The 16,151-nt window shown below is 43.7% G+C and carries 13 protein-coding genes; 10 read left to right on the top strand and 3 right to left on the bottom strand.

Annotated elements, in window-relative coordinates; genetic code table 11:
* Nucleotides 1-43 precede the first annotated feature (43 nt).
* From B076_RS13090 to rmuC, 9 genes are all read left to right on the top strand, one after another.
* Nucleotides 44-1,534 (top strand): ExeA family protein, encoded by a 1,491-nt coding sequence (locus B076_RS13090; RefSeq protein WP_051347294.1) that lies wholly within the window; start codon nt 44-46, stop codon nt 1,532-1,534.
* A gap of 12 nt (nt 1,535-1,546) precedes the next feature.
* Complete coding sequence (gene mshL / locus B076_RS12665; protein ID WP_051347293.1) at nt 1,547-3,235, top strand: pilus (MSHA type) biogenesis protein MshL; 1,689 nt, start codon at nt 1,547-1,549, stop codon at nt 3,233-3,235.
* Between the two features lie 18 nt (nt 3,236-3,253).
* Nucleotides 3,254-5,026 (top strand): tetratricopeptide repeat protein, encoded by a 1,773-nt coding sequence (locus B076_RS0109555; RefSeq protein WP_028487114.1) that lies wholly within the window; start codon nt 3,254-3,256, stop codon nt 5,024-5,026.
* Nucleotides 5,023-6,708 carry a GspE/PulE family protein gene (locus B076_RS0109550; protein WP_028487113.1) on the top strand — a complete coding sequence of 562 codons (1,686 nt, stop codon included), beginning with the start codon at nt 5,023-5,025 and terminating at the stop codon, nt 6,706-6,708. Before B076_RS0109555 ends, B076_RS0109550 begins: the two co-directional genes overlap by 4 nt.
* Nucleotides 6,709-6,717: 9 nt before the next feature.
* On the top strand, nt 6,718-7,920 hold the full coding sequence (locus B076_RS0109545; protein ID WP_028487112.1) for a type II secretion system F family protein: 1,203 nt from the start codon (nt 6,718-6,720) through the stop codon (nt 7,918-7,920).
* Nucleotides 7,921-7,922: 2 nt separating this feature from the next.
* Nucleotides 7,923-9,494 (top strand): hypothetical protein, encoded by a 1,572-nt coding sequence (locus B076_RS0109540; RefSeq protein WP_028487111.1) that lies wholly within the window; start codon nt 7,923-7,925, stop codon nt 9,492-9,494.
* Nucleotides 9,495-9,627: 133 nt separating this feature from the next.
* A complete protein-coding gene (locus tag B076_RS0109535) occupies nt 9,628-10,128 on the top strand; it encodes a hypothetical protein (RefSeq protein WP_157753551.1) in 501 nt (166 codons plus the stop codon).
* Nucleotides 10,129-10,154: 26 nt separating this feature from the next.
* On the top strand, nt 10,155-10,760 hold the full coding sequence (locus tag B076_RS0109530) for a hypothetical protein (RefSeq protein ID WP_028487109.1): 606 nt from the start codon (nt 10,155-10,157) through the stop codon (nt 10,758-10,760).
* Nucleotides 10,757-12,214, top strand: a complete 1,458-nt coding sequence (gene rmuC / locus B076_RS0109525) for a DNA recombination protein RmuC (RefSeq protein ID WP_028487108.1) — start codon at nt 10,757-10,759, stop codon at nt 12,212-12,214. The genes B076_RS0109530 and rmuC overlap by 4 nt, the downstream gene beginning before the upstream one ends.
* 54 nt (nt 12,215-12,268) lie before the next feature.
* Here the strand turns inward: rmuC and B076_RS0109520 are convergent, their stop codons facing one another.
* Nucleotides 12,269-12,742, bottom strand: coding sequence for a GNAT family N-acetyltransferase (locus B076_RS0109520; RefSeq protein ID WP_028487107.1), 474 nt, complete (start codon nt 12,740-12,742; stop codon nt 12,269-12,271).
* A gap of 50 nt (nt 12,743-12,792) precedes the next feature.
* On the opposite strand from B076_RS0109520, the gene B076_RS0109515 reads away from it, so the two are divergent.
* Complete coding sequence (locus tag B076_RS0109515; RefSeq protein WP_028487106.1) at nt 12,793-13,416, top strand: tRNA-uridine aminocarboxypropyltransferase; 624 nt, start codon at nt 12,793-12,795, stop codon at nt 13,414-13,416.
* Nucleotides 13,417-13,426: 10 nt separating this feature from the next.
* Here the strand turns inward: B076_RS0109515 and B076_RS0109510 are convergent, their stop codons facing one another.
* Nucleotides 13,427-14,530 carry a glycosyltransferase gene (locus tag B076_RS0109510; RefSeq protein ID WP_028487105.1) on the bottom strand — a complete coding sequence of 368 codons (1,104 nt, stop codon included), beginning with the start codon at nt 14,528-14,530 and terminating at the stop codon, nt 13,427-13,429.
* 79 nt (nt 14,531-14,609) lie between these two features.
* Nucleotides 14,610-16,151: an ArnT family glycosyltransferase gene (locus tag B076_RS0109505; protein WP_038150528.1), complete on the bottom strand. Its 1,542-nt coding sequence runs from the start codon at nt 16,149-16,151 to the stop codon at nt 14,610-14,612.

Here is a 16,151-nt window from a genome sequence, read left to right as displayed (position 1 = left end):
AGGGTATTATTGCTATTATTATAGCTATTTAGAGGGGGGTACTATGTATCGTAGTCATTTCGGTTTGACTCAGTTGCCATTCAAAAACTCTCCGGACTTTCATTTTTTTTATGAACAGGCGTCACGTTTAGAAATTTTAAATGCCTTAATCTATGTGGTTAAGCGTGGTGACGCGATTGTTAAAGTTACAGGTGAAGTGGGCTGCGGCAAGACTACGATTCTCAGGTTGTTAGCCGGTTCTTTAGGAGATAGCTTTAAGATTGTTTATATTAATTCTCCCAATCTAAATGCGCGAGATCTCTTGTTTCATATCGCTGATGAATTATCGATTTCGCCAGATCCGGGTTTAGCAAAATTTTCATTACTCAAGTTATTGCGTGACGAACTGTTAAACCTCCATTCACAAGGTCTCCAGGTTGTCATACTGGTTGATGAAGCCCAGGCCATGTCTGTTGATACGTTAGAGGAAATTCGTTTATTAAGTAATATTGAAACAGAACACGATAAATTGGTTCAGATCGTTCTATTTGGACAGCCTGAACTTGATCATGCGCTGCAGCAACATAATTTACGCCAGTTAAAAGATCGAATTTCTTACCATATACATGTTCCGCCACTGACGCCAGAGGAGGTTCAATCCTACCTTAATTATCGTATGCGACAGGCAAGTTACAAGGGACTTGATTATTTCAATCCAAGATTTTCGAGGTTAATACATAAACTCTCTTCAGGTCTACCGCGATCAATCAATACCATTGCTGACCAGTTGTTGATGTCAGCATTCGGAATGGGTGACGTTGAATTGAAAAAACGACATTTTAAAAATATATCATCTGAAAATATTTCTAAGGTACAAATCAATTTCAAGCTCATTTCCTTGGCAATATTGGTGGTATTGATCGTTTCTTATGTTGTCATTTTTAGATTCCAGGATGCGTTAGTATCTCATTTCAGTTCAACAGATAGTGTTCGATACCATGATGTAACTTCGATAGCCCCGAAACACTCTGCACAAACTCTTCAAAAACCTAATGTAAATTTAGTTGATCAAGCTATTGAGATTGAGAGTGCTTCATTAAGTGGTGAGCACGAAAATGAAGAGTCCATTGTTATTCCAGAAGTGAATAAGTCTACGGACAAGTTATATCAGATTCTCAAAAGCACGGGTCTTAAAGAGGAACAGGTTTCTGACCTTATGAGACGTCATTATAAAACCGCCGAATGGCTTTTGGCTCACCCTTCATCTAATTATGTCATTCAGTTGTCAGTGGCTTCAGTTTCAGATTTTGTAAAAGCAATTGAATCATATGAACGTTACAAAATACCTGATGACGAATTGTACGTTATGGTAGACTTGAATATAAGTGCGAAAAAATACCGAGTGAAATTCCTTTATTTGAAGTCGGAAAGCTATTCTTATTTAAAAGAAAAATTGATTGATTTACCAAGTGCATTGAAGAAATCACAACCGTTTATTACACCGTTAAAACAACTTTTACATAGTTTAGAGCGCACTAAGCAGGCACTAAGTTAATTGGGATACCTCATGAATCTACATACTTATATCAAACCTTTCTCTTCTGTTGTCATTACTGCAGTTGCATCTTTTTTATTGGTTTCATGCGCCACTAGTGATGGGAGTCGAGAACCTGTTTCGCCCCCGTTAGATGACAAGTTCGAAATTAATGGTCATTTGGAGAAAAAACCAACACTTAGTGAACCCAAGTCTGGTGATATGGAAATCCCACCGATTGTGAGCAAGCGTGCGGTATTGCCCCCTAAGCCTAATTTTCAAAACACGGTCAAAAAATATTCTGTTTCAGCTATAAATATCCCTGTTTCCGAGTTGCTTTTCAAAATAGCGCAAGATTCAGGCAAGCAGTTGGACTTACATTCAGGCGTTGATGGTAGTGTGACTATCAATGCGATCAATCAAGATTTACCAACCATACTTAATCGAATTGCCATACAGTTAGGGTTTCTATATGAAGTTACACCCAATAGTATTGTGGTACGTCCAGATAAACCATATTGGTTCAATTATTCGATAGATTATGTCAATATCCAAAAAATCAGTCAGGACACCATAGATATGAAGATGGCAGTGGGTGGTCCATCTGGTATCGGTACTAACGGTGGAGCAGGCGGAACCGGAGGGAGCGCTGCTAACATTAAAGTTGTTTCAGAGCATGATTTTTGGAATGAGTTGGAGGAAAACCTCTCCCGGGTTGTCCAGTCTGGTTTGAACTTAGGAAAGAGTGGATCGCAAACGGCTGTGGCAAGTGGCTCGGGTTCAAAGAAAGTTATCAATAATAATATCGTTGTGAATGAGGAGGCAGGAGTCATCACTGTGTTTGCGACGGGGGCAGAACATCGAGCTGTTAAAGACTACCTTTCTGATGTGATGCATCGTGCTGAAAAACAAGTCATGATTGAAGCAACTGTGGTTGAAGTAGAGTTGTCTGATCAGTATCAGGCTGGGATTGACTGGTCAACCTTGGTTAAGTCTGATGATGGAAGTGGTGTGTTAGGGCAGAGTCTCATTCCTACTACCTTAGCAAATAATTCTGCCGTCGCGTTCAATTTTACAGGCATTGGCGGTGACTGGGATCTTGGTTTGCGTATGCTTCAGCAGTTTGGTGACACTAAAGTGTTATCTAGCCCTAAAATTATGGCAGTCAATAATCAGACAGCTTTGTTGAAAGTGGTTAACAATGAAGTGTATTTCACAATAGAAGTGAACCGTGAGGCGGCAACGACAACCAGTGCGGGTACCACTACGTATGAAACTCAAGTACATACCGTACCAGTCGGCTTCATGATGAGTGTCACCCCTTTTGTCAGTGATGATGATAATGTTTCATTAAATATTCGCCCTACTATTTCCAGAATCGTCGGTTATGTGAATGATCCGAGCCCGGATCTTGCTAGAGAAAGTATTATCAGCCGAATTCCGGTTATACAAGAACGTGAAATGGCTTCTGTTTTAAAACTAAAAGACATGCAAACGGCTGTTATTGGTGGTTTGATTGAAGATTCAAATGTTAATGATAAAAATGCCGTACCTTGGGCGAATGATATTCCCGTTATAGGTGATTTATTCTCTTATAAAGATGATTATGCCAAGAAGAGTGAGTTGGTCATTTTTATTCGGCCGATAGTGGTCAAAAACCCTGATATAGATCATGGAGACTTGTCTTCATTAAGATCTTTTTTGAAAACAGATCGTAATTAATTTCGGGTATTTTGAATCGTGAGTGTTCTACTTGAAGCATTGAAGAAAGCCGCTGAAAACAAACAGCATGGTGATGTGACCGATAAAAGTCATGAGGAGGTCGTTGATGAGTCTTCAGTTTCATCGGCATCCGCTTTGAATGATGGTGACTCTGATCTGCCAGAAGTTCAAGATCAATCTGCAGATTTTACGACAGAATTTACAGATGAATCCTCAGAAACACCTTCTTATGCCGGTTTACAGCTTTTAAATGAAGAAGAGAAGCCGGTTGAACCTTCCTTAGCGGGCGTTGATGAACTTGAACTGACTCAACAATCTCCTGAGCTTACAGAAGCCCCTGTTGATGAGGCTATTTTAACTGATGAAAAAGAAATCTCGTCTGCAAAGGGGCAATTTGTTGAGAAGACGAGTTCTTCTTCTGATACCGTTGTCGATGTCCAGCCCGATTCTGCCATGGAGGATATGCCCCCACCCATAAATGCTGAGCTAGCTTCTAGTAGAAAGGGAGTAAACAAGTCTCAACAAGTACCTGGTGAACAGTTTGAAAGTATTGCCGATGTTCAAAAATCGTCTTCAGATTCAGACAGTTATTCTTGGACAATGGATGAATTGCCAGGATACCAAGCAGGGCCTGATGGTAGAGTTGAAAGTGCTGATACACCTAAACCACCCACCAATCTCCAGCAGCAAAGTAACTCGATATTAACCTCAGAAAAACGTTTTAAAGTGTCTCCCAAAAAAAGTGTCCGAAGTCTAATATTTGGTCGGTCTTCTAACTTTGTTATTTATACGCTGTCTGTTTTTTTGTTATTGAGTTTTATAACCTTCTTTAGTGTTTTGTACTTTCAAGAGCAGAGTTTTAAACTTGAAAAAAGTATGCAGAAGTATGAGATCGCTGAATCCCCTGTGGTGAATGTTCAGGTTCAGGAAACCGACAAAAAGGCGATTGCTAACGCTGACAAGCTGCAAGAAAAAGATGTAATAGATGGCTCTCAGGCTACGATTGAAGAATCTCATTTGGTTTCGAATGATGGCCTGCAGTCTGAATCCTCCACGCAGGAGACAAGTCAAAATGTAAAAAACTCTGCTTCAGCAGACTCAATTACAAAAAACACAGCCCCGACTAGGGTTTATAGTCAAAAGGTTTTCGCGCAGCCTAAAACAGCCCCTCAGACTTTATCATTGAATGTTGAGACTGTCCCATTTGAGTCCGAGATACAGCTTGCTTATCAGTCTTTATATGCGGGTGAATATAATAAGTCGGCTCAATTATTCAATAAAGTGTTGCGAGAAGATAGTGATAATGTGAAAGCTTTAACGGGTCTAGGCGCAGTTTATGCACAAATGGACCAAGAATCCAAAGCGATCGAGCAATATTATCAAGTACTTAAAGTCGAGCCAGAAAATCTTCAGGCGTTTGAGGCTGTCATTTCTTTAATGGGGAATAGCTTATCCGGATCGGAATGGCGCAAAGAAATTCAACGCGTACTTGATAAACATCCGGATTCATCCGTTTTAAATTATGCACTCGGCAATCTGTATGCACAGGAAAGGGACTGGGAAAAGGCTCAATCTTATTATTTTGAGTCCTATGTGCTTGATGAAGGAAACTCTGATAATTTAGTCAATCTGGCAGTTAGTTTAGATCATCTTGGTAAATATCAATTAGCAGAAAAGTACTACACCCTTGCTTTGGTCTACGCAGATTCTGGTTCGGTGAATTTTAAACCAGATCAAGTCAAACAAAGATTGGCGACAATCAAGCAGTTTATCGAACAAGAGGATTTATGAAGCACCCAGGACTCTTGGGGCAACGTTTAATTGAAGATGGCAAGATTACATCCGATCAATTAGAGATTGCCCTTACCGAGCAAAGAAAAACGGGCAAGAAACTCGGTGAAGTTTTGTTCCGTTTGGGATTCTTGACAGAGGAGGCGGTGAGTGAGGCCATTGGAGAGTCGGTAGGCTTCGATTCAATGAGTCTTTCTGGAATTGTCCCCGATGCAAAGGCAATCGGCTTTATTTCAGAGTCGTTTGCCCGCAATTATCTCATTATGCCGGTCAGCCTGCGTGAAAACGTATTAAAAGTTGCGATGGCTTCACCCGATGACATTTTGTTGTTGGATAAGCTTAAAAGACACATACAAAAGCCAGATGTTCAAATTTTGCCGACCCTAGGGGTTGAAAAAGAAATTCTGAACACAATCGATAACTATTATGGGTATGAGTTGTCGATAGACGGTATTTTGAGGGAGCTTGAAACCGGTCAGATTGATATCAACCGGATTTCTGAGGCTCGCGAGTATTCTCAGCCGATGGTCCGCCTTGTCGATAGCATATTGACTGATGCGGTTAAAAAGAATGCTTCAGATGTCCACTTTGAGCCAGAAGAAAATTATATACGCATACGCTACCGAATTGATGGCGTACTTCAACAAGTTAGATTGCTTCATAAATCATTCTGGTCTGGATTGGTTGTCAGACTAAAAGTAATGTCGCGACTTGATCTGACGGAACAAAGGCTTCCCCAAGATGGCCGTATGGATTTAATCGTCCATGGTAGGCGAATTGATTTTCGTGTCTCATCCTTGCCTACAACACATGGTGAAAATTTCGTGTTGCGTATCTTGGATAGAGAAAAAGGTATTGTGCCTTTGGATAAACTGGGGTTGGATAAAGACTCTTATGAAGAGTTGCGTTTGATGTTGGCACGTCCTACGGGGATTATGCTGGTTACCGGGCCTACCGGTTCTGGTAAGACAACGACACTGTATTCTATTTTGAATGAGTTGAACCAAGAAGGCGTCAACATCATGACTCTTGAAGACCCGGTCGAGTATCCGATGTCGAGAATTCGCCAGACACCTGTAAACGAAGAAATTGGAATGGGTTTTGCGGCGGGTATCAGGGCACTATTGCGCCAAGATCCGGATATCATTCTGGTCGGTGAGATTCGTGATTCTGATACTGCTGAAATGGCATTGAGAGCGGCAATGACCGGGCATCAGGTTTTTGCCACCTTGCATACCAATTCGGCGATAGGTGCGATTCCTCGTTTGATTGATATTGGAGTGTCACCATCCATCTTGTCTGGGAATATCATTGGAATTATTGCTCAGCGTTTGGCAAGGAAATTGTGTAAGAAGTGCAAAAAGCCTTATGAGGCGGAAGCCTTTGAAAGGCAGATAATGAATATCCCTAACGATGAATCCGTGACATTATACAAAGCTGAAGGGTGTCCATCATGCAATAACATTGGATATCAAGGAAGGTTAGCCGTTTTGGAAACTTTGCGTTTTAATTCTGAAATGGATGAGATGTTATTAGCAGGGGAATCGCAGCATGTTATTTTGGATACCGCTTTGAAACATGGTTTTTCGACGATGGCGCAAAGTGCCCTGCGCTGGGTTCGACAAGGTGAAACTTCAATAGAAGAAGTGAGTCGTGTGGTGAATTTAACAGAGTTGCTTTAGGGGGTTGAGATGGAGAATTACCGTTATACTGGAATCAACCGCTTTGGCAAACGCGTAAACGGCGTCATGCCGGCCGCCAATGCAAAGGACTTGAATCAACGACTGCTCAAGAAAAATATTAATTTAATCAGCAGCAAAAAGCAGTCTAATAATTTTTTAAGCTTTACCAAAACCAAGGTGAGTCGAAAGGATATCATTTCCATTACCTTTCAATTCGAACAGCTGCTTAAGGCGGGTGTGCCATTAATGGAGATTATTGAAGATTTAAGGGATTCCTATGAGGGCGATGCCGTCAAAGAGATGCTTGCGGGCATCCATGATGCGATGCAGGGCGGTTCAACCTTTTCAGATGCCCTGAGAGAGCATGAAAAAGTCTTTGGTAATGTTTACATCTCATTGGTTTCCGTGGGTGAGAGTACGGGTAAATTGGATAAAATTCTGGCAGATTTGGCTGGCATGCTTAAGTGGGAAGATGAACTGATTTCAAAAGCTAAAAAGGTCATGATTTATCCGGCCATTGTGGCGACTGTCGTAATTGCAGTAGTTATTCTAATGATGGTCTTTGTTGTCCCTGAGCTTTTAGGGTTCATCAAGTCAATGGGTGGGGAGTTAGGTTTTGCCACCATTGCTCTGATTGCCACCTCCGACTTTATAAGCGAATACCTACTAGAGCTGTTTGTGGTGCCGATCGCTATTTTCTTTGCTATTAAGTGGTGGCGAAGTAAGTCGGAAAACTTCAGGATTAAGTCAGATGAAAAACTGCTGAAAGTGAGCATTATCGGACCGGTCATCTATAAATTGAAATTGGCCCGAATCGCCAATGCATTGGCTGTTATGTATGGTGCGGGAGTCAGTTTTACCGAAAGTTTGAAGATGACTTCTACAGTGGCAGGCAATACTTACTTGGAGCGTAATATTGATTTCGCGGTGAACTTGATTCAGGAAGGGATGTCGATCAATGAAGCATTCGAGGAGGCAAAAGTTTTCCCTTCTATGGCAATTCGCATGATTAAGGTGGGTGAAAACAGCGGTCAAATGGACGAGGCGCTCAGAAATGTAAGCTATTTTTATGACCGAGAAGCCAAAGAGATGATCGAAAAAATCGAACCGACCATTGAACCAATATTAACGGTAGTGATGGGCTTTATCGTGGGCTGGGTTATGATTGCTGTTCTAGGGCCCATTTATGACACCATATCGAAGGTACAATAATTGTGAAAGCTGTATTTTATCTAAATGATCAAGGTATCGGCATCTACTCAGATCATTGCCAGTCTTTCCCGCATCCTCAGTTTTTTGGTTGGGAGGAGACTCAGGCAATAGAAGATTGGTTGGCCACATTGTCCAATCGTCTTCAAGTTTCTGTGGTTATGGATTTAGTGGATGAAGACATTGCAATAGAGGCATCTCCTAAACTCTATTTGTGGGAAAAGTCAGCGGTTGAAAAACGCTTGATAGAAAGGCTTGAGTCGGAAGGTGCTGATTTTGTGCATACTCAGTGGACCGGACTGACCCAGACCAATCCTGAAGGGCGAGCAGAGGAGTTGATCCTATCGGCTTCCATTGCAGCCCCTACGCATGTGATGCGTTTTATTAGTGCGCTGGAAGAAGCCGAAATTATTGTCACTGGCATTTATTCAGCCCCTTTTTTATTGGCAGAGTACTTTAAGAGTTATTTAAAGCCCGTTTTCAATCTTGGAAAAAGTGAGTTAAATGGTCCTTATTTTGTAATTTCTAGGCAGTCTCAGAATACCTATCGGCAAACCTTTTTTAACGACGGCCGGTTGCGTATCAGTCGTTTGATTGAGATCGATAAAGAAGAAGATGATTTTTGCGGTTTTCAGTCTGCTCTGATTCATGAGGCTAAATTAGCCAGAAACTATGTTTACAATCAAAATCTGACTAAAGAACACGAATTGATTGGTTATGTGTTTTTGGACAGTGATGAAAGGTGTCTGTCAGGCTTGGAGCAGCGTTGTCTGGATGAAGGTTTAATCATTTCACCAGAGGAACTTGCAAAGGCTATTTTTGAAACGATGACTTTTCATGCTTTGAGCTTTGATAAAGCATTTTGTGGTGCCGATCCGCAAGCCTATTTTGCAGAGCAGGCGATGGCAGACTATCTACTGTCCGATACGCCTAGAAAGTTTTATTTCAATGATTATGTTAAGAAAATTAATAATGTTCTCACCGGACACAAGGCACTTATTGGTGTTAATACCTTGGTTTTCTTATCCCTGATTACATATGGATTGGTTTTTGGGATTAATCTCTATTTGAATCAACAAAAAATTGAAATGTTGGATGAACAAATAAAAAACCATATTGTTGAAAAAGAGCGACTTCAGAATGAAGTCGATTTACAAATCGATGCTAAGGAAATTAAGGCATCGGTTGATTTTTCTGAAGCCATTTTGAGTTTGAAGACCGACCGAACGGTTGGTTTTAAAGTCAAGCCTATTAGTGACGTATTCAGTCAGCATCAGCACATTCAGTTGATTACTTTGGAGTGGAAGCAAGTCGAACGTTTCGATAGTCATCAGTATGAAGTTGAGATTGGTGGCTGGGTATTTCCTTTCGAGGAGTATTTTAGGAAGCCTGTCGAATGGGTAGATGCATTGATTTCGGACCTTGAAAAGGTACCGAACATCTCTCAAGTCGCCTTGGTTCAGGAGCCGTTGAACCGTGATTTGAAACAGGCTTTGTCGATTGAGTTGGAAGATGAAAGCGTAACGGCTTTGCCGTTCAAGATAAGAATGAGGGTGAATGATGTCGAATCTAAATAGCACTTTATCGGCTACCTTGTTCAAAAGGTTTTATCTAAAACCGATTATCCTGTTAGTGGTTCTAATTGGTTTGTTTGCAGCTATGTGGCATTTTTTGAATGAACGCCAAGTCGAACTTCAGAAGGTGGAGAGAGTGAAACTGACAGAGCTGAATTCATTGAGAAGCCAAGTGACCTTTTTGCAGTTGCAGGTTAAACTGTATAATCAATACGGTGCGAAATATAAGGATTTGGTACGTAAGGGAATTGTAAAACAGCAGGATCGTGTTTTCTGGGCCGATTCTTTGATTCAAATGCAAAAAACATTGGTGATCCCCGATTTCGGCTTTCAGTTCACTCCTGAGCAGGTGTTGGACAGTAATCGCTTCAATGGCATTAAAGTAGATAGAGGAATTTTTTACTTTAGCCGATTGAATATCAATATGTCTTTACAGCATGATGGGGATTTGCCTAAGCTTTTGAATGCGATTAATGAACGTATTTCGCCTTTTTATCTGGTAGACAGGTGCAAATACCAAATGAAGAATAAAACAGAAGTGGTCGAGGCTAAATTCGATCCTGAAAAAGGGAATGTTGAGACTGAGTGCTCTTTGATTGTCTTTCATTCACATTCTAAAACTGCTAAAAACTTATAGACTGTGATGGTTTGAAGGAACGAGTTATGGGAAATGGATACATGCGAACTGGGTTTTCGCCAAACAAACTTTCTTCTGCTTTTTTATTGATTGTTTTGCTGGCTAATGCGTCCTTAGCCTATGCAGAACAGGAGTTGAATCGTTTAATGCTGACGCCTGAGCAGCGTGCTCAAATCGACCAGGATCGTTTAAATTATTTGAAGAGCCAACAAGTCAAGCACGTTGAAGATGAGCCTGTCGAGGAAAAACCCAAACAGGTTGTTAGCAAGCCTCCTTATAAGAAACGGGTTATACTTCCAAAAAAACTCAGCGTGTCCGCTGTGATTGTCAATCCGGATGGCAGCCGCCTGATTCGTATTAACGATCAATTCAACAAAAGCCCTTCCAAGCATGTTTCGATCGATTACCAGAAGAGTAATGTCAAAGGTGCGGATCTACAGGTGAATAAGAAAGAAGTGTTTATACCGGTTGGTAGCACCTACTTGCCAGCAAAGAATACCATTATAGAAAGTTACAAATTAGATCAAAAGGCGGCAAAGGCCAATCCTAAGCAGCAAATTCTGAAAGCCGATGACCGTTCGGTAAAGCGTGACCTTAAAGATGTCAAAACGGTGAATACGCCTAATCCATGATTGAACTTACTTACCCTGCCTTGTTGTTGATAGGTGCCGGCTGGTTGGTTGGTGCTTATCTATTATTAACTTCCCGCAGCTTACGCAGCCAGCTGACCCAGCTTGATATCGAGCATGCCACTTTATTAGGAAAAGCAAACTCATTGGAGTTAGTGCAGCAACAGCATGCTCAACTTCAAGAGCAAATCACCTTGCTAAGGCCATTGGAAGGCACCGTCATTCAACTGGAAAAACAGGTCGAATCTCAGCGGTCGACACTGCAGCAAAAAGAGATGGCGGTATCGGAATTATATGAAAAAAACAATGCGCTTAGAGAAGCTGTCGCTGAATTGACCAGTCAACTAGAAAATGAAAAGCAGAATGCCCACCAGAAAATCCAACTATTGGAAGAGGCCAAGCAGCAGTTGGCCAATGAATTCAAAGTGCTTGCCAACCAGATTTTTGAAAGCAAGCAGAGTCAGTTAAGCGAACATAATAAGCAGAGTGTTGAGTCGGTTTTGAAGCCCATGCAGGCGGCGCTGGATTCATTCAGGCAGCGGGTGGAAACCGCGCATAAAGAAGACCTGGAAGGACGTGCGAGCCTTTCGGAGCAATTGAAACAGTTGCAGAGCCTCAACAGTAAAATGAGTGAGGAAACTCAGAATTTGACGCAGGCCTTGAAAGGCGACAGTAAAACTCAGGGAAACTGGGGCGAATTAATATTGGAACGTTTGCTGGAGCGCTCCGGCTTGCGGGAAGGCATCGAGTTCGATCGAGAAAAGTCGTTTGTTAACGATGAAGGCAAGCGTCAGCGTCCCGATGTAGTCATCAACCTTCCTGATAACAAACACATCGTAATCGATTCCAAGGTTTCGCTTGTGCACTATGAACTGGCGTTGAACAGTGAATCGGAAACGGCTCGAAAATCTGCCCTAAAGCAGCACTTGAATAGTTTGAAAAGTCATATCGATACGCTTGCCAGTAAGCGTTATGAACATCTGGATCGTCTCAATGCCCCCGATTTCGTGTTGATGTTCGTACCGGTAGAGGGGGCCTATCTTATGGCCATCGAGGCGGATGCGAGTGTGTTTGAAAGTGCTTTTGAGAAACGTGTGGCGGTCGTGACGCCCACCACCTTGTTTACCACACTGAAAACCATCGAACAGCTCTGGCGTTACGAACGTCAAAGTGAAAATACCGTGCAATTGATTAAACGTGCCGCTGAAGTGCATGACAAGTTTGTCGGCTTTGTAGAAACCTTTGAAAAAGTCGGTAAACAGCTGGATACGGTCCAGAACAGCTACAATACGGCGCGCAAGCAAATGATGTCCGGTTCCGGAAACCTGGTTCGTCAGGCAGAGATGCTCAAAGAGCTGGCAGGAAAAACCAAAAAAGAAATTCCGGAACACCTGCTGGATGAAGCGGAAGGTGGCGGCGAGCCCACGCAAGAGATTTCTGAACCCAATTCGGGTTGAAATGACCTTAAGTGACCAGGCCTGCTGATTCTTGAATCGCCTTTGTTTCAGCGTTCATTCAACTATGCTCCTGCTCATGCTTAACCAAGGTTTCCCATGGTCTAGAGCCTGCTGATAAGACATTTTGAGGGATTTGGGCAGTGCCGAATGTTCGCACAGTGAATAGCCCAATGCTTGGTAGAAGCCTTCAAGGTGTGAGTGTGGGAAAGCATAACACTCTATTTGAGTCTGATAGCCCGAGCCCAGGCTGTGTTTTAGATCTTGATGCATGAATTTCAACAGTTGGCTTGCGATGCCTTGATGACGGGCTTCCGGCTTTACATAAACGCCTCGTAACCATAAAATTTGCGTGTCGGTTTGGTCAGGTTCGACTGAAATAAGACGTGCGCAGCCGATAATCTCATGGTGAGCTTTGACCCAGTAGTTTAGGTCACCACGACCTGCCGTGTTTTGCTTGTGTTGTTTCAGAAAGTGGTTCAAAACGCGAATGTGATCGACAGGGACTTTCTGGTAAAGTACGTGTTTCATATGGTTCCCATCCGTTTCACCCTTAATTTTAAATTCACTTTATAGCCTCTATGCCCAGACCCATTTGTTCCACCTGCTCGCGTCCGCTTAAAGTCTGTTTGTGCAAAATGATTCGTCCTGTTACCAATCGGGTGGAAATTGCTATCTTACAGCATCCCTCAGAGGTCGATCAGATTAAGGGCACAGCACGCATCGCACAATTGAGCCTGTCCAAGGTGCGTACTTGGGTGGGCGAGGATTTTTCCGCTGAAGCCTCCTTTCAGGCTTGGCTGAATCAGGGGGAGGTGTTTCTGCTTTACCCTGAAAGCGAATCGCTTGTGCCAGTTCAGAGTCACTCGATTGAATCTATTAGATTGCGTAGTCATCTGGATTCAGTCAAGGTGTTGGTGATTGATGGTACCTGGCGGAAAGCGCACAAAATGATGATGACGAATCCGCGGCTTCAAGGCTTGCCCAGAATTGTCGTGCAGCCCAGCCAAGCCTCAGGTTATCGAATTCGCAAGCAGAAAAATTCACAGAGCCTGTCCACCATTGAGGCGATTTATGAGGTGTTGGCTCAACTTGAAGCCGACGCACTGTCGTTTAAGCCTTTATTAGAAAGCTTTACTCAGATGGTCAATCAGCAGTTGGCATTCCGCCCTGCAAATACAAGCGACAAAGACGGCGAGACTTGATCAGGCCGGTTTAACGTTTTGCGGACTCGTCACTTATCTCGTCCCGCAGCTTTTTGAAAATGAACAGGTTGGAAATGGTGAAGTTGAAACCCATGCCCATCAATACACCGATGACCAAAGCAAAAATCATGTGTTCTTGGAAAAACGGCACATAGGTTGTCAGAGTATAGTAGGTTCCGTAATTGACCGAGAAGCCCAGTAATGAACTTGTGACAAAAGCACCCCATTGGGTGCTCTTGCGGCTTTTTTCACGGTGATTGAACGTCATGATACGATTCAACATCCAGTTCCATGAAGCGGCCGGCCAAAATGAGATGGCTCGGGCAAGAGTGTGAGAAAGCCCCATCATTTGCAGTAACAGATAAACCACCAAATCGACGATGAAACCGCTGCTGCCGACTAAGGCGAACTGGAAAAACTCGGCCTTGGTTTTGAACTTGTGTTGGTAGAGTCGACGTAGATGGCGCAGGTATTTAAGCTGTTCGCTCAACGTCAGTTTGGATTCGCCGTGCACGCGATCGACAAAATGGATCGGTACTTCACTGACTTTTTTGAACTCCCCTTTGACCATGACTTCCAAAGCGATCTTATACCCGATAGGGGAGAGATCCTTACGTTGTGGTATGTCGTCCTTGCGTACCGCAAAAAAACCGGACATCGGATCCTTAACGCGTGTTAAGGGCAAAGCGGGAAGCGTGGCGACCGCCGAGTTGATGTAACGCCATAAAGTCCAGCTGTCATCAATGCTACCGCCGGCGACATAACGCGAGCCCAAAACAAAATCGCTTTCACCGGATTTCAGCTGGTCGACCATGTTGGGTATGGCGCTGGCCGGATGCGACAGGTCGGCATCCATTACGACGATATAGTCGCCTTGCGCATGGTCGAAACCATCAATCACGGCTGGTGACAAACCTCGGTCTTCGGTGCGCGTGACGATGCGGATCGGGTAGGTTGCGGCCAGCTCCTGACAAAGTTCAACCGAACCGTCCTGCGAATTATCGTCCATAATGATGATTTCATAATCCCGGCCTTCCAGAGCGGATTGAATCATTTCGCTGAGGGGTTTTAGGTTTTCAACTTCTTGATAGGTTGGAACGATAATTGAAATCATAATATTTTAAGTATTGTTTGCTTGCCGGTTCGGTGAATGAGGGTTGCGCTGAGCCGACCACTTGTTTTACCGTTTTGGGTTAGCGCAAGTAGTTGGTACAGTGATAAAAATAATAACTCACTATTATAGAGCCGTTGGTACGGATTGGCAGTTTTTTTACCAGCTCGCAGCGTTCGAATCGGTTGGTCTGATTGGTCTGCGGCGGAATTTTTTCATAATGCGGCACCACCAAAAGCCCGTCCATTCCCGCTTGAGCCTTGCCGAACCAGAACTCAAACTGGGTTTGTTTTCCGGTTGTGACGTAGACCGGTTGCGGTCGTACGTACCAGGTTAAGTGGCTGGCGTAACTCCAATTGGAAACGAATAGCGGAAGCGGGTCTTCATCTTTGCCGAGCTCGGTTTGAATTTGCAATGCCGTTTCCGCCGCCTGTTTCCAGCCATATTCGCCTTGAATCGGGTTTTTATGATCTTCGAACGGAATCCAGGGCGTAAACAGAAAACTGTGCATGATCAGGCTCAAAACCAAACTCAACGCCAGTTGCGTTGCCACTGCGATTTTTACCGTTAATTTAGCACGGCTTTGCCAAAGCCAATTAACCACGATCGGGATCAATAACAGCCAGGCGAGAGCCGGCCAGTGCGGTAAACTCTCTTCCCGTCCCGAGCCCCAGGCGAACAAAACAAACACCGGTACGGCAAACAGCAACAGTAAACGCGTTGCCTGATTTTGATAGTTGCGGATTTTGAACATCATCCACCAGCCGAGCAAGAAAAGCAGCGGTGTGTAGACAACGAACTGAGCCGCTTGCGAGCGCAGGAAACGCGCTATACGCCAGTCGGGATTGTGGGTGCCGTGATGCAGCTGATACAGAAAAGAGGCCCATTCATGCATCGCATTCCAGTAAAGCAGGGGGGTGATGACTAGCAGTGCAACTACCACGGCCAACCAAAGTCCTGCCTGTTTCAGCCAATCCCAACGTTTCTCCACCATCATCACCAACAGCAAAGAGATCACCAGCGTTACGGCGGTGTATTTTGACAAGGCGGCCAAACCAACCAGCAAGCCCAACAATAACCACTGTTTAAGGGAGGCCTGTTCGGTTTGCAGCATCTGCCAGACCAGCCAGACCAGCCCCAGAACAATCACCATCAGTGGATTGTCGGGCAATTGCCCCATTCCCATCAATGGGAACATCAAGGTGCCATTTAAAGCAATCAAACTCCAAAAACCTAACCAGTGTGAGGCACCCCCATTGTGTGCCGAAACTTCAGAGCCCGTTTCTGAAAATGAGCAGGCCTGGTCAGGGGAGGCGAACAAGGTCACGGTGACTTTGTAGAGCAGGATGTTAAGCAACACATAAAGCGAGATGGGCACGATACGCGCACCCCAGTCGGTCGGGAATAACCACATGGGAAGGATTTGCAGCCAGCCGACTAGCGGCGGGTGATCAAAATAACTCCAATCCGGCATGAGTCCGTAGAGTGCATAATGCGCTTCGTCACCGCCAAGCTCGACCTGAAAAGCCAGGACGATATGCACTAGCGTCATCAATAGAACCAGCAGAACTGAAGCTTGATGAGGCTCGATTTTATGGCTATGCAACCTGTCCTTCATATTCAT

This window comes from Thiomicrorhabdus chilensis DSM 12352 (assembly GCF_000483485.1).
GTDB classification, from domain to species: Bacteria; Pseudomonadota; Gammaproteobacteria; order Thiomicrospirales; family Thiomicrospiraceae; genus Thiomicrorhabdus; species Thiomicrorhabdus chilensis.
This window is presented reverse-complemented; position numbering and strand designations above follow the sequence as displayed.